At 69.0% G+C, this 19,097-nt stretch carries 23 protein-coding genes and 2 tRNA genes; 8 read left to right on the forward strand and 17 right to left on the reverse strand.

The features are described from left to right. Window positions 1-45: 45 nt before the first annotated feature. On the reverse strand, window positions 46-795 hold the full coding sequence (locus C8D81_RS21680; RefSeq protein WP_229118132.1) for an MGMT family protein: 750 nt from the start codon (window positions 793-795) through the stop codon (window positions 46-48). 111 nt (window positions 796-906) lie between these two features. Then, window positions 907-1,818 (reverse strand): hypothetical protein, encoded by a 912-nt coding sequence (locus tag C8D81_RS15545; RefSeq protein WP_094403856.1) that lies wholly within the window; start codon window positions 1,816-1,818, stop codon window positions 907-909. Window positions 1,819-1,931: 113 nt separating this feature from the next. Here C8D81_RS15545 and C8D81_RS15550 point away from each other — a divergent pair. Further along, window positions 1,932-2,007 (forward strand) — tRNA-Lys (locus C8D81_RS15550). A gap of 172 nt (window positions 2,008-2,179) precedes the next feature. Here C8D81_RS15550 and C8D81_RS15555 read toward each other — a convergent pair. The 5 genes from C8D81_RS15555 to C8D81_RS15575 all read right to left on the reverse strand — a co-directional run bounded on the left by C8D81_RS15555 (window position 2,180) and on the right by C8D81_RS15575 (window position 6,484). Further along, window positions 2,180-3,112: a carbohydrate ABC transporter permease gene (locus C8D81_RS15555; protein WP_094403855.1), complete on the reverse strand. Its 933-nt coding sequence runs from the start codon at window positions 3,110-3,112 to the stop codon at window positions 2,180-2,182. Continuing rightward, complete coding sequence (locus tag C8D81_RS15560) at window positions 3,109-4,197, reverse strand: carbohydrate ABC transporter permease (RefSeq protein ID WP_229118979.1); 1,089 nt, start codon at window positions 4,195-4,197, stop codon at window positions 3,109-3,111. The genes C8D81_RS15555 and C8D81_RS15560 overlap by 4 nt, the downstream gene beginning before the upstream one ends. Before the next feature lie 88 nt (window positions 4,198-4,285). Next, window positions 4,286-5,602 carry an ABC transporter substrate-binding protein gene (locus tag C8D81_RS15565; RefSeq protein WP_133626379.1) on the reverse strand — a complete coding sequence of 439 codons (1,317 nt, stop codon included), beginning with the start codon at window positions 5,600-5,602 and terminating at the stop codon, window positions 4,286-4,288. 207 nt (window positions 5,603-5,809) lie between these two features. Further along, the gene (locus tag C8D81_RS15570) at window positions 5,810-6,106 is read right to left on the reverse strand and encodes a GroES family chaperonin (protein WP_094355941.1); all 297 of its coding nucleotides are present in this window, start codon (window positions 6,104-6,106) and stop codon (window positions 5,810-5,812) included. A gap of 66 nt (window positions 6,107-6,172) precedes the next feature. Further along, window positions 6,173-6,484, reverse strand: coding sequence for a DUF3618 domain-containing protein (locus C8D81_RS15575; protein ID WP_166646839.1), 312 nt, complete (start codon window positions 6,482-6,484; stop codon window positions 6,173-6,175). Between the two features lie 184 nt (window positions 6,485-6,668). On the opposite strand from C8D81_RS15575, the gene bcp reads away from it, so the two are divergent. From bcp to C8D81_RS15590, 3 genes are all read left to right on the forward strand, one after another. Continuing rightward, entirely contained in the window at window positions 6,669-7,148 is a 480-nt protein-coding gene (bcp, locus tag C8D81_RS15580) for a thioredoxin-dependent thiol peroxidase (RefSeq protein ID WP_133626381.1), read from the forward strand. Window positions 7,149-7,200: 52 nt separating this feature from the next. Beyond that, a tRNA-Leu gene (locus C8D81_RS15585) sits at window positions 7,201-7,282 on the forward strand. Window positions 7,283-7,384: 102 nt separating this feature from the next. Continuing rightward, a complete protein-coding gene (locus C8D81_RS15590; protein ID WP_166646840.1) occupies window positions 7,385-7,870 on the forward strand; it encodes a GNAT family N-acetyltransferase in 486 nt (161 codons plus the stop codon). A 29-nt stretch (window positions 7,871-7,899) separates the two neighbouring features. Here C8D81_RS15590 and C8D81_RS15595 read toward each other — a convergent pair whose 3' ends face one another. From C8D81_RS15595 to C8D81_RS15625, 7 genes are all read right to left on the reverse strand, one after another. After that, entirely contained in the window at window positions 7,900-8,364 is a 465-nt protein-coding gene (locus tag C8D81_RS15595; RefSeq protein WP_133626383.1) for a dihydrofolate reductase, read from the reverse strand. 26 nt (window positions 8,365-8,390) lie between these two features. Continuing rightward, window positions 8,391-9,212: a thymidylate synthase gene (locus tag C8D81_RS15600; RefSeq protein WP_133626384.1), complete on the reverse strand. Its 822-nt coding sequence runs from the start codon at window positions 9,210-9,212 to the stop codon at window positions 8,391-8,393. Further along, window positions 9,209-9,838, reverse strand: coding sequence for an RdgB/HAM1 family non-canonical purine NTP pyrophosphatase (gene rdgB / locus C8D81_RS15605; RefSeq protein WP_133626385.1), 630 nt, complete (start codon window positions 9,836-9,838; stop codon window positions 9,209-9,211). The genes C8D81_RS15600 and rdgB overlap by 4 nt, the downstream gene beginning before the upstream one ends. After that, window positions 9,835-10,572: a ribonuclease PH gene (gene rph / locus C8D81_RS15610; protein WP_133626386.1), complete on the reverse strand. Its 738-nt coding sequence runs from the start codon at window positions 10,570-10,572 to the stop codon at window positions 9,835-9,837. The genes rdgB and rph overlap by 4 nt, the downstream gene beginning before the upstream one ends. Window positions 10,573-10,577: 5 nt before the next feature. Then, window positions 10,578-11,324, reverse strand: a complete 747-nt coding sequence (locus C8D81_RS15615) for an MBL fold metallo-hydrolase (protein WP_133626387.1) — start codon at window positions 11,322-11,324, stop codon at window positions 10,578-10,580. 551 nt (window positions 11,325-11,875) lie between these two features. Then, a complete protein-coding gene (murI, locus tag C8D81_RS15620; RefSeq protein ID WP_094406859.1) occupies window positions 11,876-12,679 on the reverse strand; it encodes a glutamate racemase in 804 nt (267 codons plus the stop codon). 50 nt (window positions 12,680-12,729) lie between these two features. After that, on the reverse strand, window positions 12,730-13,410 hold the full coding sequence (locus tag C8D81_RS15625; RefSeq protein WP_166646841.1) for an RraA family protein: 681 nt from the start codon (window positions 13,408-13,410) through the stop codon (window positions 12,730-12,732). Between the two features lie 67 nt (window positions 13,411-13,477). On the opposite strand from C8D81_RS15625, the gene C8D81_RS15630 reads away from it, so the two are divergent. Then, entirely contained in the window at window positions 13,478-14,038 is a 561-nt protein-coding gene (locus C8D81_RS15630; RefSeq protein ID WP_166646842.1) for a YetF domain-containing protein, read from the forward strand. Here the strand turns inward: C8D81_RS15630 and C8D81_RS15635 are convergent. Next, complete coding sequence (locus C8D81_RS15635; protein WP_166646843.1) at window positions 14,019-14,588, reverse strand: DUF2017 domain-containing protein; 570 nt, start codon at window positions 14,586-14,588, stop codon at window positions 14,019-14,021. The genes C8D81_RS15630 and C8D81_RS15635 overlap by 20 nt on opposite strands. A 1-nt stretch (window position 14,589) precedes the next feature. Continuing rightward, window positions 14,590-14,901 carry an ATP-dependent Clp protease adapter ClpS gene (gene clpS, locus C8D81_RS15640; protein WP_208109329.1) on the reverse strand — a complete coding sequence of 104 codons (312 nt, stop codon included), beginning with the start codon at window positions 14,899-14,901 and terminating at the stop codon, window positions 14,590-14,592. Window positions 14,902-14,961: 60 nt separating this feature from the next. On the opposite strand from clpS, the gene C8D81_RS15645 reads away from it, so the two are divergent. Both C8D81_RS15645 and C8D81_RS15650 read left to right on the forward strand, forming a co-directional pair. Continuing rightward, window positions 14,962-16,275: a nicotinate phosphoribosyltransferase gene (locus tag C8D81_RS15645; RefSeq protein WP_267489631.1), complete on the forward strand. Its 1,314-nt coding sequence runs from the start codon at window positions 14,962-14,964 to the stop codon at window positions 16,273-16,275. A gap of 70 nt (window positions 16,276-16,345) precedes the next feature. Then, window positions 16,346-16,912, forward strand: coding sequence for a nicotinamidase (locus C8D81_RS15650; protein WP_094355802.1), 567 nt, complete (start codon window positions 16,346-16,348; stop codon window positions 16,910-16,912). 38 nt (window positions 16,913-16,950) lie between these two features. Here C8D81_RS15650 and C8D81_RS15655 read toward each other — a convergent pair whose 3' ends face one another. Further along, window positions 16,951-17,586 (reverse strand): alpha-ketoglutarate-dependent dioxygenase AlkB, encoded by a 636-nt coding sequence (locus C8D81_RS15655; protein ID WP_166646844.1) that lies wholly within the window; start codon window positions 17,584-17,586, stop codon window positions 16,951-16,953. Window positions 17,587-17,642: 56 nt separating this feature from the next. Between C8D81_RS15655 and C8D81_RS15660 the strand changes: the two genes are divergently transcribed. Then, on the forward strand, window positions 17,643-19,091 hold the full coding sequence (locus C8D81_RS15660; protein ID WP_094432224.1) for a serine hydrolase domain-containing protein: 1,449 nt from the start codon (window positions 17,643-17,645) through the stop codon (window positions 19,089-19,091). The last annotated feature ends 6 nt before the right edge of the window (window positions 19,092-19,097 follow it).

Here is a 19,097-nt window from a genome sequence, read left to right on the forward strand (position 1 = left end):
CACAGTGAACTCCTGCTGACCGGAGTTTGTCAGCACCCTGTGCGGTCAATCTTTCGGCGGGTTGAGCTGCACCCCCTGGCGGACCCGGCGCGGTGCGGTGATCCGTACGCCGAGGGGATCCACCCGGGCGATCAGCCCGCGGTCCGCGGTGGCCAGGGTGACCCGGTGCCGGTCCTCGGCCAGCTCGCGGCAGCGGCGGACGATCTCGTCGTCCCCGGAACCTGGGGCGTGCACCGTCTGCACCGCGCCCTGCACGGTTTCCGGTACGCCGCTGCGGGCGCGGCCCTCGAGGACCAGCAGCACCCGGTCGTGGTCGCCGGGGGCGGCGACCAGGGCGTCGTGCAACCGCGCCGCGGCACCGGGGCGGTCCCGCCACCAGCCGTCGGGCACCGAGCCGATGACATTGGCGGCGTCCACCACCAGCACGTCCTCGGTGTCCGGGCCGCCGTCCAGGTCCGCGACCGCTGCGGCGTACGCCTCGGCGAGGGCTGGCAGATCGGCGCGGTAGGTCGCGATCCGACAGCCGCGACCGGAGGGGGCGAGCAGGATGCCCTCCTCGGCCCAGTGCGGGAACGCCCTCTCCAGCAGCTCCGGCGGGTACGCCCCAGCGGCGTTGGTGACCCGCCACCAGGGCACCCCGGCACCATGGGTCGCCATGACCCGCCCGACCCGCCGCGCCGAGGTACCGACCAGCTCGGCCAGGTCCCCGTAGCTGACCACCCGGCCGGGCGGAATGAGCTCGACCGCGGTCAGTACCCGCTCGATCGTCAGCTCGGGATCCGGCGTCTTTCCCATGCCGGTCAGCCAACCACACCGGGGCGGACCCGACCGACCGTCGGGGCATCGGAGTCCGGTCGGGGCATGGTGTGCGATGCCCCAACCGAAGGTCCATGCCCGAACCGCGAGTCAGCGCCGGCCGCGGGCCAGGGCCCGGGTGAGCGGCTTGGCGAACTCGGCCGGCGCCTCGAGCGAACGCCAGACCCAGCGAACCACCCAGTGGCCCAGGTTCTGCAGGGCCCGTTCGCGCTCCCGCTCGGCCTGGATCACGTCCTCGATCCGTTGGTCCGGCCTGAGCAACCGGCCATACTTGACCTTGCCGTCGAATTCGCCGATGACACCATGCTCGGGCCACCAGAAGTCGGTACGCCCGATCCATTCCCCGTCGTCGTTGGTGAACTCCTGTTGCAACACCGGGGCCGGCAACCCCAGCTCATGCATCAACCACCGCGACCGGGACTCCCCGGCACTCTCGCTCAGTCGGTCCGCGAATTCGAGGGCCAGCCGCGCGCGGCGGCGACCCGGGCGGGTCTTCCAACGCGCGACCTCCGCGAGTGCGGTGTCGCGATCCAGTCCGGCCCGCAGTGCCGAGTCCGCGACAGCCACGGCGGCCGGGATCGCCAAGGTGGTCACCAGCGCCAGCGTCGTGGTGAGCAGGTCGGTGACCTCGACAGGTTCGCCATCGGGCTGCTGCAGCGTGGTCAGATCTCCGGCGTCGGGGAAGGCGTGGATCTGCACCCGACGGCCGACGGAACGGTGCGTTCCGGGTCTGGTCACATGCACGCGGGTCAGCTCGCTCGATGGGAGCCAGAGCCCGTGCAGCACGCCGGCGGTCGCGTGGGTGAACACCGACCCGTCGGCGAGTCCGGGGCGCAGTGCCGCCAGCAGTTGGAGGTGGCGTTCATCCTCGCTGAGCAGTGCCGGATTCGTGTCGGAGTAGCGGCCCCTGGCGAGCCGGTGGAGGGCGCCGGCGCGGACCTTGTCGCGGATCTCGCCATACGTCCAACCGCGTGCCAACAGGTCCTCGGTGGTCTCGATCATGGCCCAAGCCAAGCGGGTTCCGGCCGGTCGTGTGGCCCCGTAACCCTGGTTATCCACAGGCAATATCTCGTTTTGCGCCGGGGGTGTTGACCCAGTACAGTTAATCCTCGCGCGCACCGCTAGCTCAACTGGCAGAGCAGCTGACTCTTAATCAGCGGGTTCAGGGTTCGAGTCCCTGGCGGTGTACCAATCGACGAGGCCCCGGGAGCTCCCGGGGCCTCGGCCGTTTTCAATCCGTTCGGGCATGATCCTTCGGTTGGGGCATCGCACACCATGCCCCGACCGAAGGACGATGCCCCTACCAACGAGAACCGGCTGCCCGGGGCCCCAGCGGACCCCGGACAGCCGGATGGGCTGCTCGCTACTTCACGCCACCGGCGGTGAGGCCGGCGACGATGCGGCGCTGGAAGAGCAGCACCGCGATGATCAACGGCACGGTGACGATCACACCCGCGGCCATGATCGTGCCGTAGGGGGTGTCGAAGCCGGTCGCGCCGGTGAACTTGCTGATCGCCACGGTGGCGGTGTTCATGTCCTTGTCCTGGCCGAAGGTCAGGGCGATCATGAACTCGTTCCAGACCGCGATGAAGGTGATGATCGCGGTGGTGAACACACCGGGTGCGGCCAGCGGCAGGATCACCCTGAAGAACGCCTGCATCGGACCGCAGCCGTCCACCATCGCGGCGTACTCGAGCTCCACCGGGAGCTGGCGGAAGAACGCGGTCAGGTTCCACACGCACAGCGGCAGCGCGAAGGACAGCGAGGGCAGGATCAGCGCCTGGTAGGTGTTCATCCAGTTGAGCGGCAGCCACTCGTAGGTGCCGGTGAACATCTTCAGCAGCGGGATCAGCAGGGTGACCTGCGGGAACATCGAGCAGGCGATGATGATGCCGAGCACGATGCCCTTCAACGCGAATCGCAGCCGCGCCAGGGCGTACGCCCCGAGGATGCCGAGCACCAGGGTGAGCACGGTGGTCACCCCGGAGACGATCAGCGAGTTCAGCAGCGACCGGGCGAAGTTGTTGCCCGGTGCGAACACGGCGGCATAGTTCTCCACCGAGGCCGGGTTCGGGATCAGGTCGGTGCTGCGGCCCATCGTCGGCAGCCGCAGCGAGGAGACCACCATCCAGTAGAACGGCAGGATGCAGTAGAGGACGATCAGCGCCATTCCGATGTAGGCAAGGATTCGCCCGGCCCGTTGCTTGCCGGAGCCGCTGTTCCGCTGCAGATGCTGCAGCTCCTCTTCGGTGGTACCACCCTGTGCGGAGCTGGCCACGGTGACATCGGTACTCATGTCGCACTCTCCCCCGAAGTGATGGTCTTCATCCTGCGTCGGCGTTTCTTGGCCTCGCGGACCGCCTTCACATCGTCATCGCCGACCACGTCGGCGCCGAGGAACTTCACGAACAGGAAGGCGATCAGCATGATGTAGATGAACAGCACGATCGAGTACGCCGCCGCCGGGCCGTAGCGGGTCTGGTTGGCCTCGTCATAGGCGAACACCGACAGGGTCTCCACGAAGTACTTGCCGGGGCCGACCATGCCGTAGGGCAGATCGAACATCCGCATCGTGTCGAGGGTCCGGAACAGCACCGCGACCACCAGCGCCGGCTTCACCATCGGCAGGGTGATCCGCACGAACTGCTGCCAGGCATTGGCCCCATCGACCCGGGCCGCCTCGTAGACCTCATCGGGGATCGTCTGAAGTCCCGCCAGGGTGAGCAATCCGATGAATGGCGCGGTCTTCCAGACATCGGCGATCACGATCGCCCAGAACGAGGAGGTGTTGTCGGCGAGCCAGAGGATCTGTCGACCGAGGATCCGGTTCGCGATGCCCGCCTCGTCGAAGATCAGCTTCCACATCAGCGCCGAGACGATCGTCGGAATCGCCCACGGCACGAGGATTCCGGCGCGCACGATGCCGCGGCCGCGGAAGGCCTTGGACATGATCAGCGCCATCGCGACACCGAGCACGGTCTCCAGGATGATGCAGACCAGGGTGAACGCGCTGGTGTTCCAGAACGCGTTCCAGAACCGATCCATCGGCCCCCACATGCCGCTCACGGTGGCGTTCTCGGCGAACACCGCGGTGTAGTTGCCGAGGCCGACGAACTGGTCCCCCTGCTGCACCAGACCCGTGTTCGGATCGACGCCGTCGTTGCGGCGGAAGAAGGATTCCCGGATGGACAGCAGGATGGGTACGCCGACGACGGCGAGGATGACCACCATGGTCGGCGACAGCAGGACGGCCGCGAAACTCGCCTGGCCGTCGGACAGCGCATTCTTCTTACCCTTGCCACCGCGGGCCGGGCTCGACTTCCCCGATCCCGGGGTGGGTCTCGAAGCCTCACTTCTGGTGGATTCGGTACTCGTGGACACAGCACACCTCCTTTGGTGCGTCGATCAGGGGTGGAGGGCCCGAGGGCGGGCCGCGCCGATCACGACGCGCACCCACCCCCGGGGCAACTCACTTGACCAGTGACTCCAGCTTGGTCTGCATCTCCGCGGTCGCGGCAGCGGGGTCCTTCTGGCCCTGCAGCACCGCGTACGAGGAATCCTGGATGGCCTTCGACACATCGCCGTACTTGACCACCTTCGGCCGCGGCTGGGCGCCCGCGATCGACTCCTTGAGCGGGGTCAGGTACGGGTACTTGTCGACCAGTTCCTGATCGGAGTAGAGCGACTCGATCGTCGGCGCCAGGGCCGAGGTGCTGGTGCGCATCTTCTGCTGCTCCTCCGCCGCGGCGAACGCGATGAAGTCCAGCGCGGTGCCCTTGTTCTTGGCGAACTTGGCGACCGCGTAGGAGTGGCCGCCGAGCGAGGAGACACCCGGTCCGTCGACACCGGGCAGCGGGGCGACGGCGAACTTGTCATTCACCTTCGACGAGCCGTCGGTGGCGGAGAACTTGGAGTAGACGTAGGGCCAGTTGCGCAGGAACATCAGCTTCCCGTCCTGGAAGGCCTGTCGGGACTCCTCCTCCTTCCAGGTGATCGCACCCTGGGGAATGGTGCCGTCCTTGAACCCGTCGGCGATCCACTGCAGGCCCTTCTGGGCCTCGGGGCTGTTCACCGCGACCTTGTTGTCCTTGACGATCGCGCCACCGGCGGAGTTGATCGCCTCGGAAACGTTCACCGTCAGGCCCTCGTACTTCTGGAACTGGCCGGCGTAGCAGTCGGCGCTCTTGGCGTCGGGCACCTTCTCCTTGATCTGCTTGCAGGCCGCCTTGACGTCATCGAGGGTCTTCGGCGGGGTGGTGATCCCGGCGGCGTCCAGCCAGTCCTTGCGGTAGAACATCAGGCCGCCGTCGGAGGTGACCGGGACGGCGTACAGCTTGTTGAAGTAGGTGGAGGCATCCACCGCCGGCTTCAGCATCTTGGAGGTGTCGAACTTGCCCTCGGGCAGCGCCTCGACGTACTGGTTGCCGGCGAACTCGGCGGTCCAGACGACGTCCATGTCGTAGACGGTCTTGTCGACGCCCTTGGTCTGGTAGTTCTGGATCATCGCGTTCCGCTGCTCATCGGCCGAATCGCTCAACTCGATGAAGGTGACCTTCTGATCCGGGTGCTGCGCGTTCCACTTGTCGATGATCTGCGGGACGGCGTTCGAGGTGTCCTTGCCGGAGACGAACTGGATCGGGCCCCGCTCGTCCCAGTTGGCCTGGGCCTGCTGGCCGCCGGCGCCACCGGAGGTGGAGCCACCGCCACCACAGGCGGCGAGCAGCACCATGGTCCCGAGCGCGGTGCCCGCGACGCCGATGCGTCCGATACGACGGGTCAATGACATATCTGCCTCACTTCGTTGTGTCCGTGCTGCCCATGAGTTGCGAAGCCCATGAGTTTTCTGAATGGGTGAGCGAGGCTCAGACTAGACCGGCAAGTCCGGCTCTGAAACGTTCAGGGAAAGATTCTCCGCACGATCGTTATAAAGTCCTGACCAATCGGTCAATTCATCAGGGGCTGACTGATGTCCTCGGGCGCGACCGCGCCGGACTCACAGGTACAGACCGGTATGACCATCCGAGAGTCGTTCGGCCGCCACGGCATGCAGATCACGCTCGCGCAGCAGCACGTAGTCCTTGCCGCGCACCTCCACCTCGGCCCGGTCCTCGGGATCGAAGAGCACCCGGTCACCGACCTTGACGGTGCGTACGCTCGTCCCGGCCGCGACCACCGCACCCCAGGTCAGCCGGCGGCCGATCGCCACGGTCGCCGGGATCACGATCCCGCCGCCGCTGCGCCGTTCACCGTTCTCCCCCTCGGTGGAGACCAGCACCCGGTCGTGCAGCATCCGGATCGGCAGCGCCTCGGGGTCCTGCCCGCCCGATTCACTCACCGGTACGCCTCAGCAACCGGCTCAGGAATCCCCGCCTTGCCCGCGGCGGACCACCGCGCGGGTGATCGCCAGCAGGGCCACGAAGCCCGCGGCCGAACCCGCGACCATCGCGATCCGGTCCCACCGCCATTTTCCCGAAGCGGTCTTCACCTGCGCCTTCGCGTTGTCGAACTCGCCCTGGACGAAGGACTTGAACCCCTCGACCTCGCGGCGCTTCACGTTGGCGGGGTGCACCTCGTCGATCAGGCGCTCCAGGTTGGCCGACAACCGGGTACGCGCGGCCGCCAGATCGGCTTCGATCTGCGATCGGCTGCGGGGATTCTGGTCTGCCACTTGGGACTCCTCGTCGCATGTCGTCACGTTCGGGCGTACGCCCGGTCTGGGCGCGGCGTCGCAGGGACAGTGACTCAGCCTAGTACAACCGGATCGGTCCGGGCGCCGCCCGGGTGCGGGTGTCGAAACCACGCGCGGGAACACCGCCGTGGCGGGTGTCGGGGCCGATGGCTAGGGTTTGGCCATGACCTCGCGACTCGAACCCGGCGACACCGCTCCGCCGTTCACCCTCACCGATTCCACCGGCAAGTCGGTGTCGCTCGCCGACCAGGCCGGGCGCCGGGTGGTCGTCTACTTCTACCCGGCCGCGATGACCCCCGGTTGCACCACCCAGGCGATCGACTTCACCGCCGCGATGAAGGAGTTCGAGGCCGGCGGTGTCGAGGTGCTTGGCATCTCCCCCGACAAGCCGGAGAAGCTGGCCAAGTTCGCCGAGAAGGAGTCGATCGCGTTCCCGCTGCTCTCCGACCCGGACAAGGCGGTGATGGCGGCGTACTCGGCCTATGGCACCAAGACGATGTACGGCAAGCAGGTCGAGGGCGTGATCCGCTCCACCTTCGTCATCGATGTGGACGACAAGGGGGTCGGCACGATCGATCTCGCGCAGTACAACGTGCGCGCCACCGGGCACGTCGAGCGGCTGCGCCGGGAGATCGGCGTCTGAGCGGATTCCACCGGTGCCATGCGCCCGGCCGGCACCCCTAGACTGGGCGCAGGCCGAAGTGGTGGAACTGGTAGACACGCAGGATTTAGGTTCCTGTGCGCACGCGCGTGAGGGTTCGAGTCCCTTCTTCGGCACGGCTGAGCGTGCGACATGATGGGGCGTCGAGCCAGTTCAGGAATGTATTGCCCAGCCGGAGGTGCCCCCACACCCCCGGATCGGGATTAAGGAGCAACACCGTGGAAACAGTCAAGACCCGAGACGCTGCTGCCGCGGAAGAAGCCGCCCGGATCTGGGCGAACGCCACCGCCAAACGTGACGAGAGCCAGGCCAGCGACGCCAACAGCGATGAGGCGGTCGGCCTCATCCAGGAGACCCTGAACCATTCCGAGCGCTCGTTCCTGCTCGCCCTCAACACCGAGGAGGGGATGATGGCCTTCGCCGCCGTCGAGCCCTCCCGCGACGCCGACGAGACCGTCGGTGAGATCCGCTACCTCGGCGTCGCCCCCGGTCACTGGGGCGAGGGCTGGGCCCGTCGGCTGCTGGTCGCCGTGCCGAGCGCGCTGCGGGAGAGCGATTTCGGCTCCGGTGAGCTGTGGGTGTACGCCGACAACATCCGCGCGATCTTCGTCTACGAGGCGATGGGCTGGATCGGCACCGACCAGACCCGTCGGCACCCGGTCACCAACCGGGTCGAGCAGAAGTTCGTGCTCCGACTGGGCTGAGTTGCCTCCCGGACGCCTGGGTGCCGCGATCAGCTCCGGCGGCGGTAGCGCACCCAGCTGAACCCGCCACGGTCCTCGCGGGCGGTCTCCCGCCAGTCGGCGGGGTCGATGGTCGGGAAATAGGTGTCGCCGGGCAGGTGGGCGTCGATCTCGGTCAGCTCCAGGCCGTCGGTGCGGGCCCAGGCCTGGGCGTACACCTCGCCGCCGCCGAAGATCCAGACCCGCTTGCCGGTCGCCAGCGCCGCGTCGATCGCCTCGTCGAGGTCACCGAAGACGTGTACGCCGTCAGCGGTCCAGTCGGGGTTGCGGGTGACCACATAGGACTCCCGCCCGGGCAGCGGCCGGCCGATGGACTCGTAATTCTTGCGGCCCATCACCAGCACCCCGCCCATGGTGAGCGCCTTGAGGTGGGCGAAGTCCTCGCTGTGCCGCCAGGCCAGATCGTTGTCGGCGCCGATCACCCCGTTCGCCGCGACCGCCGCGATCGCTGTCACCGCGGGCGCGTTCGGATCCGGACCGCTCACACCGCCACCGGCGCCTTGATGCCCGGATGCGGGTCGTAGTCGAGCACCTCGATGTCGGCGAACCCGAAACCGTCGATCTCACGGATCGCCGGATTGAGCTTCAGCGTCGGCAGCGGCCGGGGTTCGCGGGCCAGCTGGGTCCGGCACTGCTCAAGGTGGTTGCTGTAGATGTGCGCGTCGCCGAGGGTGTGCACGAACTCCCCCACCCGCAGGTCGGTGACCTGGGCGACCATCTGGGTGAGCAGGGCATAGGAGGCGATGTTGAACGGCACGCCCAGGAAGATGTCGGCCGAGCGCTGGTAGAGCTGGCAGCTCAGCCGGCCCCGCTGGTCCGGATCGTCGGCGGCGGCCGGGGCGACGTAGAACTGGAAGAAAGTGTGGCAGGGCGGCAGCGCCATCTCCTCCAGCTGCCCGACGTTCCACGCCGACACCAGGTGGCGCCGGGAATCGGGATTGGTCCGCAGGCCCTCGATCAGCCGGGCGATCTGGTCGACGTGGCCGCCGTCAGGGGTCGGCCAGGAACGCCACTGCACGCCGTAGACCGGTCCCAGTTCGCCGTCGTCGTCGGCCCACTCGTCCCAGATCGTCACCTTGTTCTCGTGCAGCCAGCCGATGTTGGAGTCGCCGCGCAGGAACCAGAGCAGTTCACCGACGACCGAGCGCAGGTGCACCTTTTTCGTGGTGAGCAAGGGAAAACCGGCGTTCAGGTCGAAGCGCAGCTGCGGTCCGAAGATGCTCAGCGTGCCGGTACCGGTGCGGTCGGTCTTCTCGGCGCCCTCATCGAGCACGCGCTGCACCAGATCCAGATACTGCTTCATCGGGTCTCCTCCCCCACCAGCCGCACCAGCTGCGGCACCATCGCCCGGATCGCCTGGCCACGATGGCTGATCGCGTCCTTCTCGGCGGCGCTCAACTCGGCGGTGGTCCGGGTCTCACCGTCGGGCACGAAGATCGGGTCGTAACCGAAGCCATTCTCCCCCGCCGGGCTGACAGCCAGCTGCCCCGGCATCAATCCGTGGGTGACCTCGCTGCGGCCGTCGGGCAGGACCAGGGCGAGCGCGCTGACGAACTGGGCGCCGCGCCGCTCGGCCGGTACGTCGGCGAGTTGGCGGAGCAGCAGTTCGAGGTTGTCGGCGTCGCTGGCGTCGGGCCCGGCCCAGCGCGCGGAGCGTACCCCCGGCATGCCGTTCAGCACGTCGACCGCGATCCCGGAGTCGTCGGCGAGCGCCGGCAGCCCGGTGGCGGCCGCGCAGGCACGGGCCTTGAGCAGCGCATTGCCCTCGAAGGTCAACTCGGTCTCGGCCGGTTCCGGATAGCGCTCGAAGTCCGCCAGGCCGAGCACCTGGATGCCCTCGCGTTCGCTGACCCGGCGCAGTTCGATCAGCTTCTTCGCGTTGTTGGTGGCCAGCACGACGCGCGCGCCGGCCGGTACCGACTCGGTCACGACGTCGCGCCCGCCTTGAGCGCCTGCTGCTGCAACTCGGTCAGCTCGGCGCAGCCCTGGGCGCCCAGATCGAGCAGCTTGTTCATCAGCTCCCGGTCGAACGGCGCACCCTCGGCGGTGCCCTGCACCTCGATGAAACGGCCGTCGCCGCCCATCACGATGTTCATGTCCACCTCGGCGGTGGAATCCTCGGCGTAGTTGAGATCCAGCACCGGGGTGTCCCCGACGACGCCGACGCTGACCGCGGCGACCGACCCGGTCAGCGGTTCGCCGGCGAGCAGGTCGCGTTCCCGCAGCCAGGACACCGCGTCGGCGAGCGCGACGTAGGCGCCGGTGATCGAGGCGGTCCGGGTGCCGCCGTCGGCCTGCAGCACGTCGCAGTCCAGCACGATGGTGTTCTCCCCGAGCGCCTGGTAGTCGATCACCGCGCGCAGGCTGCGGCCGATCAGCCGGGAGATCTCGTGGGTACGCCCGCCGATCCGGCCCTTGACGGCCTCCCGGTCGGAGCGGTCGTGGGTGGCCCGCGGCAGCATGGCGTACTCCGCGGTGACCCAGCCGAGCCCGGAGCCGCGGCGCCAGCGGGGCACACCCTCGGTGACCGAAGCGGCGATCAGTACCCGGGTCATCCCGTATTCGACGAGCACCGAGCCCTCGGCGTGATCAAGCCAGTTGCGGGTGAACTTCACCTCCCGGAGCTGGTCTTGGGCGCGGCCGTCTCCACGGGTGTCGGTCATGGGCGTCAGTCTAGCGAGATCACCCCGCCCGGCTCGGCGAGCAACACCTCCCCGGCGAAGTGCGGACGCGCCTCGGCGTAGACCTGCGCCGGGTCGTGCCAGGGCGGGATGTGGCTGAGCAGCAGCCGGGGTACGCCGGCAGCGGCGGCGTGTTCGGCGGCCCAGCGGCCGGTCAGGTGGACATCCGTCGGCAGCTCGTCGGCCTCCAAGAAGGCGGCCTCGGCCAGCAGCAGGTCGGTGCCGCGGGCCAGCTCGATGAGTGCGGGATTCGGGCCGGTGTCGCCGGTGTAGACCAGTGCGCTGCCGTCGGCCTCGACGCGGATCGAGTAGGCCTCGCATCCGTGCCGGGCCGCGATGGTGGTCACCGTGAAGGGGCCGATCCGCTGGCTGGGCTGCCAGGTCTCGAAGGTGCACCACCAGTCGGTGACCTCGTCGGGAAACGGTTCGTACGCCCGGGTCATCCGCTCCGGCGCGTTCGCCGGGGCGTACACCGGGATCGCCGGCCAGGGCGCGGTCGGCGAGAAGGTGGCCGCGACATTGAACGCGCACAGGTCGAGGCAGTGGTCGGGATGCAGGTGGGACAGCGCGATCGCGTCCACCCGGCGCGGATCGATGGCCCCCCACAGGCCGCCGAAGCCACCCGGGCCGAGGTCCAGCAGCAGCCGGAAATCGTTGTGGGTGACGAGATAACAGCTGGCCGGGTTGCCCGGACCCGAGGTCGATCCGGAGCAACCGATGACGGTGAGTTCCACGCCCCGAGGCTAGCGGCCACCGCACGCTCATCGAGTAGGCCGCCATGCGCAGCGGCCCTCCCACGCTCATCGAGTAGGCCGCCATGGGCAGCGGCCCTCCCACGCTCATCGAGTAGGCCGCCATGCGCAGCGAAGCGGAGCAATGGCGGCCGTGTCGAGATGAGCGACCCTCCGCCGGTTGAGCGAGCGAGGTACGAGCGAGTCGAAGCCAAGTACCCCAAGAGGCGAACTCTTCGCCGCCATCCGCGCCGAAACCGAGCAGATCGCCGCCGCCGAAGCACGCCGGTTTGGTCGCCATCGCGGCCGCCTGCGGCAACCACTCCGGACTCGACATCCACACCGACGAGTTGTCCTGCGCGAACAAGCCAACAGGGCAACGCAGGGCAGGCCGAAGCAGAAGAAGGCGAAGCAGCCGGTCTCGCCGGGAGCGCAGCCTGCCCAGATTCCCCACCAGAGCGACGAATCGTCCCGTACCGGCGGGGTTCATCTCGACACGGTCGCTGCGCGACCTACTCGATGAACGTAAGGGCGACCTGCTCGAACGAACGCCCTCAGGCGTACTGGCGCACGTCGGCGACCAGGCCGCCGATCAACCGCCGGCCGATGCCCTCGAAGCGTTCCGGGTTGCCGGTGGTGAGGAACTCGCGCCGCCCCTCCCGCGGGCCGGAGCGCAGCAACCCCAGTTCGGTCAACCGGGCGTAACAGGCCTGGGCGCACTCGTCGGCGCTGGAGACCAGGGTGACGCCGTCGCCGAGCAGATAGGACAGCGGGCCGGTGAGCAACGGATAGTGGGTGCAGCCGAGGATCAGCGTGTCGATCCCGTCGGCCTGCAGGGGCGCCAGATAGCCCCGCGCGGCATCGAGCAGCTCGTGACCACCGGTGATGCCGGCCTCCACCAGCGGAACGAATCGGGGGCAGGCCTGCGTACTGAGGCGGACCTGCGGGGCCGCGAAGAAGGCGTCGTCATAGGAACCGGAGGCCGCGGTGGCCTCGGTGCAGATCACCCCGATCCGGCCGTTGCGGGTGGTCTGCACCGCGCGCCGGGCGGCCGGCAGGATCACATCGACGACCGGCACCGAATACCGTTCGCGGGCGTCGCGGAGCACCGCGGAGGAGGCGGAGTTGCAGGCGATCACCAACGCCTTCACCCCGAGTGAGACCAGGTGGTCCAGGCATTCCAGGGCGTACTCGCGGACCTCGCCGAGGGTCTTCTCGCCATAGGGGGCCCGGGCGGTGTCACCGAGATAGATGATGTCCTCACCGGGCAGCTGGTCGACGATGGCACGGAGCACGGTGAGCCCGCCGAAGCCGGAGTCGAAGATGCCGATGGGCGCGTCGGGGTCGATCGAGGTCACGGTCCCCCATTGTGCCCCGGCCGCGGCACCGGGTCCGCCAACCGGGCCGCTCACCCGGGCCGATTGGCGGCGATCACCTCGTCCAGACCGAGCGCGCCGGCCAGGCCCCGTTCCTTCGCGGCGGCCACCCAGCCGGCCTCGGCCCGCGCCACCTCGCGCGCCGCGGCCAGCACCTCGGCTGCGGCGGCGGCCGGGACCACCACGATCCCCGTCGCGTCGGCGCGGACGATGTCACCGGGTTCGATGCGGATCCCCGAGCAGTCGATCGGCACGTTGATCGCACCGGGCCCGGCGAGGGTCTGCTTGCCCGGTACCGAGGCGCGGGCGTACGCCGACAACCCGGTCTCGGCAATCCCCTCCAGGTCACGGATCGCGCCGTCCACGACGATGCCGACCCCGCCCCGTTCGGCGACGACGCCGGCGAAGATCTCACCGATCAGGGCGGCCTCGGTCCAACCACCGCCGTCGATCACCACCACATCACCGGGCTGCACCTCGTCGGCGGCACGCAGCGGATAGAGCAGGTCCCCGGGGTTGGTCCACACGGTCAGCGCCGGGCCGCAGAAGTCCTGCTGCCCGACCAGCCGCCGGATCGCACTCGGGAACACCTGGACCAACGGGGAGGCGTCCGCCAGATTCCCGGTCTCGATCTCCCAGAGCGCGGCGACCAGGTCACGATCCGGACGGTCGATGTCGATGTTCAGGGTCCAGGGCTGCTGGTTGCGGTTCACGGCGGCTCCTTCTCGCGGTTGCGTGCCACCAGTCTGGCCGACCGCGGAATCGGGCAGCATGCCTTCCATGGACGAGCTCGGTTTCTATTTCGGCATGCACCCCTTCGGCGCGGTGGCGATCGTGGTGTCGACCGTGCTGCTCTATCTGGTGTTCAGCCTGATCCTGTCCCGATTCGGGCAGCGGTTGTACGCCTCCCCGTCGAGTCTGGAACTGGCGATCGTCACGGTGCTCGGGGCGATCGTGGGCCGCTCGATCCTCGGCCAGGTGCCGACCCTGGGCGGCGGCCTGCTGGCGCTGGCCACCCTGCTCTGCCTGGAGGCGATCGCCGGCCGGGTACGCCGCGGCATGCAGCAGGGTCGCCGCCAGCAGCACCGCGCCACCGCGATCGTGGTCGACGGCCACCTCGAGACCCGCGAGCTCACCCGGTTGCGGCTCGATGAGTCCTCACTGTGGGCGGCGCTGCGCGGGGCCGGGGTCTGCGACCTGGGTGAGGTGGCGCTGGCCGTGTTGGAGGCCAACGGCCGGATCAGCGTGCTGCGCACCGGTCAGCAGATCCACCCGGCCACCCTGACCGGCGTACGCCATTCCGATGAGTTGCTGCGCCGGCTCAATCCTGGTCGTCGGTGAGTTCGATGAGGACGCCCTGCAGATAGGCCAGCCAGTCCATCACCGCGGCCAGCACCGACCGGGGATCGTCATCGGGAAGATGCTGGAGCTCCTCCATCGATTCCTCGTCGTCGACACCGAGTCGGCTCGCCAGCACCAGCCGCAGCGCGTTCAGGCTCTTCAACCAGGCGGGCACCTGGGCCGCCGGGATCAGCACCGGCCGCTGCCGGAGCGCCTCCCGCAGCACCTCCAGATCACCCAGCTTGCGGCGCCGCAGTTCCCCCTCCGAATAGCGGCGGTGCTCGGAGGCGGCCTGCGGATCATGCGGATAGGGGTTCGGGAAGAGCCGTTGCAGGGCCGGATCCTCCAGCGGCTCCGGCTCATCGGGGCTCTCGGCCAGGTCGGCCTCCCACAGGGCGAACGGATCCTCGTCGTCGCTGGTGGCGGGGGGTTCGGGCTGGTCGGCGCTGAGCAGTTCGGTGAGCTGCTCGGTGAGCGAATCCAGCAGGCCGATGTCGTCATCGGTCAGATAGAGAGAGACGGTCTCACCGTCATAGTCGAAGCGGGCCACGCTACTCCGACCGATCCAGGGTCGCCCACAGGCCGAAGTCGTGCATGGCGTTGCAGTCGCGTTCCATCTCTTCGCGCGAACCGGTCGCCACGATCGCCTTGCCCTCGTTGTGCACCTGCAGCATCAATCGTTGCGCCTTCGCCTTCGGATAGTGGAAGTAGGTCACGAAGACATGGGTGACATAGATCTGGGTGTTCACCGGGTCGTCCCAGACGATCGTCACCCACGGGGTCTGCCGCAGCGCCTGATCGCTCGGGCGCTCGGCGATCGCGGTCCCGCCCTGCTGGTCGGGGTTCCCGGGTGTGACGGACATGGATCCCATGATGGCAAACCGCCGCCGACGCCACCAAAGCGTGGGCGCTAGCCTGTCCCGGTGACCACCGCGGAACCGCGCCCCAGCAGCGCCCTGCTCACCGATCATTACGAGTTGACCATGGTCCGGGCCGCCCTCGGCTCCGGCACCGCCGATCGGCACTCGGTCTTCGAACTCTTCCCCCGCCGACTGCCCGAGGGCCGTCGCTATGGGGTGGTCGCCGGGGTCGGGCGGGCACTCGATGCGATCGAGGATTTCCGCTTCGACGAGGCGGAGCTGGAGTTCCTGCGCAGCCACGGCATCGTCGATGACGCCACCGCCGACTGGTGCGCGAACTACCGCTTCACCGGCAACGTCTGGGGGTACGCCGAGGGCGAGGTCTACTTCCCCGGTTCCCCGCTGCTGGTCGTCGAGGGCACCTTCGCCGAGGCGTGCGTGCTGGAGACCGTGCTGCTGTCGATCTACAACTACGACTCCGCGGTCGCCTCGGCGGCCTCCCGGATGGTCGCGATGGCGCAGGACCGGCCGTGCATCGAGATGGGGTCGCGGCGCACCAACGAGGGGGCCGCGGTCGCGGCCGCGCGGGCGGCGTACGTCGCCGGATTCGGCGCCAGCTCGAATCTGGAGGCCGGCCGGCGCTACGGCGTACCGACCACCGGGACCGCGGCGCACTCGTTCACGCTGCTGCACGATTCCGAGTCCGACGCCTTCGCTGCCCAACTGGCGGCGCTGGGCAGCGACACCACTCTGCTGGTCGACACCTACGACGTCGAGGAGGCGGTACGGACCGGGGTCCGGCTGACCGAGGGCCGCCTCGGTGCGGTCCGGCTCGATTCCGGGGATCTACCGGAGACCTCGAAACAGGTCCGCCAGCTGCTCGACTCGCTGGGCGCCACCGACACCCGGATCATCGTCACCTCCGACCTGGACGAGTGGCAGATCGCCGCGCTGGCCTCGGCGCCGGTGGACGGTTACGGCGTCGGTACGAACCTGGTCACCGGATCGGGGCATCCGACCTGCGGTTTCGTCTACAAGCTGGTCGCCCGCGCGACCGGTACCGGCCCGGACGCGGAGCTGCTGCCGGTGGCGAAGAAGTCGGTCAACAAGACCTCCGTCGGCGGCCGCAAGTTCGCGCTGCGCCGGCTGGATGAGGACGACCAGGCCACCGAGGAGGTGATCGGCATCGGCACCCCGCCCGACGGTGATCACAACGACCGCCCGCTGCTCACCGAGCTGGTCCGCGGCGGTGAGATCGTCGGCCGGACCTCGCTCGATCAGGCCCGCGAACGGCACCGTTCCTCGCTCGCCGAGCTGCCGCTGGCCGCCCGCAAGATGTCCCGCGGCGAGGCCGTGATCCCGACCACCTACCTCTGAAGATGTCAGGGGTTATGCACAGTCCGCGAGACTGGGGCCGTGAGATCGACCCCAAGGGATTGGAGATGCGATGCGCGCCTTGATCGTGGTGGATGTGCAGAACGATTTCTGCGAGGGCGGTTCGCTGGCGGTGACCGGCGGTGCGGCCACCGCGCGGGCGATCACCGAGCTGCTCGCCGGTGCGCACGGTTACGACCTGGTGGTCGCGACCAAGGACCACCACATCGATCCCGGTGCGCACTTCTCCACCGACCCCGACTTCGTGGACAGCTGGCCGCCACACTGCGTGGTCGGTACGCCGGGCGAGGATTTCCATCCCGAGTTGGGTTTCCGGGACTTCGCGGAGATCTTCCGCAAGGGTGAGTACGCCGCCGCGTACTCCGGTTTCGAGGGCGCCGGCGGTGACGGCAGCACGCTCGCGGACTGGCTGCGGGAACGCGGGGTGGACAGTGTCGACGTGTGCGGGCTGGCGACCGACTACTGCGTTCGCGCCACCGCCGTCGATGCCGCCGGTGCGGGTTTCCGGACCACGGTGCTGCTGCCGCTCACCGCGGCGGTCGCGCCCGACCGGATCACCGACACCTACGCCGCCTGGCGGGCCGCCGGGGTGGCAACCGAGGGCGAACTGACCTCGTGACTTCGACTCGCTCGTTCCTCGCTCGATGAGCGTGCGCTTCAGCGCACGCCGATAGCGCGGAACTGGACACTGACCCGGGGGCCGACCCGCTGGGTGGTCTTGGCGATGCCGTGCTCCCAGGTGCGCTGGCAGGAGCCGCCCATCACCAGCAGATCGCCGTGGCCGAGCGCGAAGCGGTGCCGCGTGCCCCCGCCGCCGCGCGGCCGCAACCCGAGCGTCCGGGCCGACCCGAGGGAGAGGATCGCCACGATCGTGTCGACATCCCGGCCGCGGCCCAGGGTGTCACCGTGCCAGGCGACCGAGTCGGCGCCGCTGCGATAGAGGCAGAGGCCGGCCGAGACCAACTCCTCCCCCAGCTCCGGCAGATAGTGCGCGCTGAGCCGACGGCGGGCCTCGGCCAGCCCGGGATCGGGCAGCATCGCGCCCTGGTCATAGAAGCAGGTGAGCCGTGGCACATCGACCTCACGGTCATACATCCAGCGCCGCTCGGCCTGCCAGGGGACATGTTCCAGCAGCCGCTGGAACAGCGGATCGGACCCGGTCAGCCAGCCGGGCAGGTGATCCACCCAGGCGGTGCCGGAGAGCCGGGTCCGCGCGGCACCGGTCAGCGGCGCGAACCCGTCCAGCGGATCGGGCAGCGCGACATCCAACAACGAGGACTGCGATTCGATCACCTGTACGAGTGTACCCGCTTCCGTCGCCACCGCAACGGGTCGCTAGGTTCGAGGTCATGACCGATCGCAGCACCACCCTGCCCACCGCCTCCGCCGCCGCGCTCGGCGTACGCCAGGACGCACTCGAGGCCTTCGTGACCGCACTCGAGCAGAACGGGGTGGAGCTGCACGGACTGGCGGTGGTCCGCCGCGGCCACCTGGTGCAGCTCGGCGCCTGGACGCCCTGGCAGCAGCAGCGGCCCACCCTGGCGTACTCGGTCAGCAAGACCGTCACCGCGAGCTGTGTCGGCATCGCGATCGGCGACGGTCTGCTGAGCCTCGACGACCGGGTGGTCGAGGTGCTGGGTCCGGAGGTGACCGGCCCGGTCGCCCCCGGGGTGGAACAGATCACCGTGCACCAGTTGCTGTCGATGGCGACCGGGCACACCGTCGACACGCTCCCGGCGATGCTGTGGAAGAGCGATCCGATCCGCGCCTTCTGCGGGCAGGCGCCGCAGGCGGAACCGGGCAGCGTGTTCTGCTACAACAACGGCGCCACCTGGCTGCTCGGCGAGCTGGTACGCCGCGTCACCGGTGAGCGGCTGGTCGACTTCGCCACCCGCCGTTTCCTTGCCCCATTGGGAATCACCGATCTGCACTGGCAGGAGTCATTCGGCGCGGAGTTCGGCTTCTCCGGTTGTTTCCTCACCGTGGAACAGAGCGCGGCGATCGCCGAACTCTACCGCTGCGACGGGGTCTGGCAGGGCGAGCGGCTGCTGCCCGAGGGCTGGGTGGAACGGGCCAGCAGGGAGCAGATCTCGACCGCCGGTGAGGAGAACGCGCACAGCGCGATGGGCTACGGCTATCAGCTGTGGCGGCACCCCGACGGTTTCCGGCTCGACGGGGCCTTCGCCCAGTACGGCATCGTGCTGCCCGAGCAGGAGGCCGTGATCGCGGTGACCAGCGGCAACTTCCCCTCGCTCGGGGTGATGTCGGCGGTGCTGGAGCACCTGCAACCCGGCCTGGCACCGTTGACCGACAATCCTGTGCAGGCAGGAGATCCGGAGCAGATCAGCGGCCTCGAGGTGCCCTGGCCGGCCGGTGACGGTGATCCGGTGGGTCCGGTGCGGACCGCGGGCCCGGTGCGCAACGAGCAACCGGCCGAAGCCCTGGACCAGTGGTGGTTCCCGGCGCTGGCCGATGCCGCCGTCGGTGCTCAACAGGGTGGCTGGCAGCTGCAGCTCACCCTCGCCGGGCAGCCCACCGCGGTCGATCTGGGCACCAGTGCCTGGCTGACCACCGAACTCGTCGCCGAGCAGGGCCACCGCGTCCCGGTCGCGACCCGCTGCCGGCGGGACGGTGCGACGACCACGGTCTCCCTGGCCTTCATCGACACCCCGCACCGGCTGACGCTCACCCTGACCGAGGACGGTGCCGTGCAGCGCTGGAACTGCCCGCCGCTGAACGGCGCCCCGCTGGCCGGGCTCAGCGTCGACTACGAGACGGTGACCCCGAACCGGGCCTGAGCCGGG

The organism is Enemella evansiae, from assembly GCF_004362375.1.
In the GTDB taxonomy this organism is placed as follows: Bacteria; Actinomycetota; Actinomycetes; order Propionibacteriales; family Propionibacteriaceae; genus Enemella; species Enemella evansiae.